Genomic DNA, 1788 nt, shown 5'->3' on the forward strand with positions numbered 1-1788 from the left:
CAACTCCGGTCAGCAGCCAGATCATCCAGGAGATGCCGACCAAGAGCTTCATGCTCGCCCGCGCTGGTCAGGTGCGGATGTCGACCAAGACGCAGAGGCAGCCCGTCCTGGACGTGCTGCCGATGGCGTACTGGGTGTCCGGCGACAGCGGCATGAAGCAGACGTCGAGCGTCGACTGGAAGAACGTCAGCCTCGTCGCCGAAGAGCTCGCGGTCATCATCCCGATCCCCGAGGCGTATCTGGACGACGCGCAGGTGCCGATCTGGGACGAGATCCGTCCGCGCATCGTCGAGGCGTTCGGCGCGAAGATCGACGCCGCGACCCTGTTCGGCACGGACAAGCCCGCCTCCTGGCCCGCCGCGATCTACCCCTCGACCGTCGCTGCGGGCAACACCGTGGTCGCGGGCACCGGTGTGGACCTGGCGCAGGATGTCACCCTGCTCGGCGAGAAGCTCGCGCTCGACGGCTTCTCTCTCAACGGGTTCGCGTCCCGCCCCGGCCTGAAGTGGCGCCTCGCCGGCATGCGTGACGAAAACAATGTGCCGATCTTCCAGAACAACATGCACGATGGCGTCTCGGCCGGCACCCTGTACGGCTACCCGATCTCCGAGGTCGCCAACGGCTCCTGGGACGCCTCCGAGGCGGAGATGATCGCGGGCGACTGGACGAAGGCCATCATCGGCATGCGCCAGGACATCACGTGGAAGATGTTCGACCAGGGCGTCATCAGCGATGCGGACGGCAAGGTCATTCTGAACCTTATGCAGCAGGACTCTGTGGCGCTGCGCGTGACCATGCGGCTGGCGTACGCGACCAGCAACCCGGTCACCACGCTCAACACCAACTCTGTGTCCCGGTACCCGTTCGGCACGCTGCAGGCCGCGACCGCCGGTTCCTGATCCGTTTCTCCGTTGTGCGGGAGCCCGCAGATAGGCGGGCTCCCCGTACGGCCTTAACCCCCTGGAGAAGCTTGTGCGCCTTCTGGCGATGCTCCACGCCTACCCCAACCACCACAACGCCGGCGCGGAGTGGATGGTCCACACCATGCTGCGAGCTGCGGTGGGCCGTGGCCACGAGGTGGACGTGGTCCTCTCCAACCCGGCGCCTGGCGGCTCCTACACCCTTGATGGTGTGCGGGTCCACCCGTTCGTCAGCAAGAACGACCCGTTCGAGTACACCGACCACGCGGATGCGATCATCACGCACCTGGAGAACACACAACGCGCGTCGATGATCGGGCAGATGCTTGGCGTCCCGGTCGTGCACGTGCTCCACAACACGTTCGGCCAGACCCGCAACTGGTTGAGGAAGGGGCCGTGCTCGCTCGCGGTCTACAACTCGCAGTGGATGCGAGCCGACTTCGAGGAGTGGCTGGGTTCGGTCAATGCTCCGCGGCCGACCGCCGTCGTGGTCCGGCCGCCGGTGCTGGCGGAGGAGTATCGGACGAAACACGGCGACCGCATCACGCTGATCAACCTGTATCCGCCGAAGGGCTCGGCGACGTTCTGGGCATTAGCGGAGCGCATGCCTGACGTGGAGTTCCTTGCGGTTACCGGCGGCTACGGAGACCAGGACATCCGCGACTTGCCGAACGTCGAGGTACTCCCCAACATCCCCGGCGACCGGATGCGAGACGAGGTATACGCCCGCACGAAGATCCTGCTCGTTCCCAGTGACTACGAAAGCTGGGGAAGGGTGGGGGTGGAGAGCTTGGTGTCCGGCATCCCGGTCATCGCGCACCCCACACCGGGGCTCAAGGAGTCCCTTGGTGCGGCCGGTGTGTTCGTC

At 65.8% G+C, this 1788-nt stretch carries 2 protein-coding genes; both read left to right on the forward strand.

Going from position 1 to position 1788, the window contains the following annotated elements; translation table 11 throughout:
• Window positions 1-899, forward strand: an 899-nt coding sequence (locus AB0J58_RS44880) for a phage major capsid protein (protein WP_364227940.1), incomplete at its 5' end; no start/stop codon positions are given.
• Window positions 900-972: 73 nt separating this feature from the next.
• Window positions 973-1788, forward strand: an 816-nt coding sequence (locus AB0J58_RS44885; protein WP_364227943.1) for a glycosyltransferase family 4 protein, incomplete at its 3' end; no start/stop codon positions are given.

The organism is Streptosporangium sp. NPDC049644, assembly GCF_040675205.1.
In the GTDB taxonomy this organism is placed as follows: domain Bacteria; phylum Actinomycetota; class Actinomycetes; order Streptosporangiales; family Streptosporangiaceae; genus Streptosporangium; species Streptosporangium fukuiense.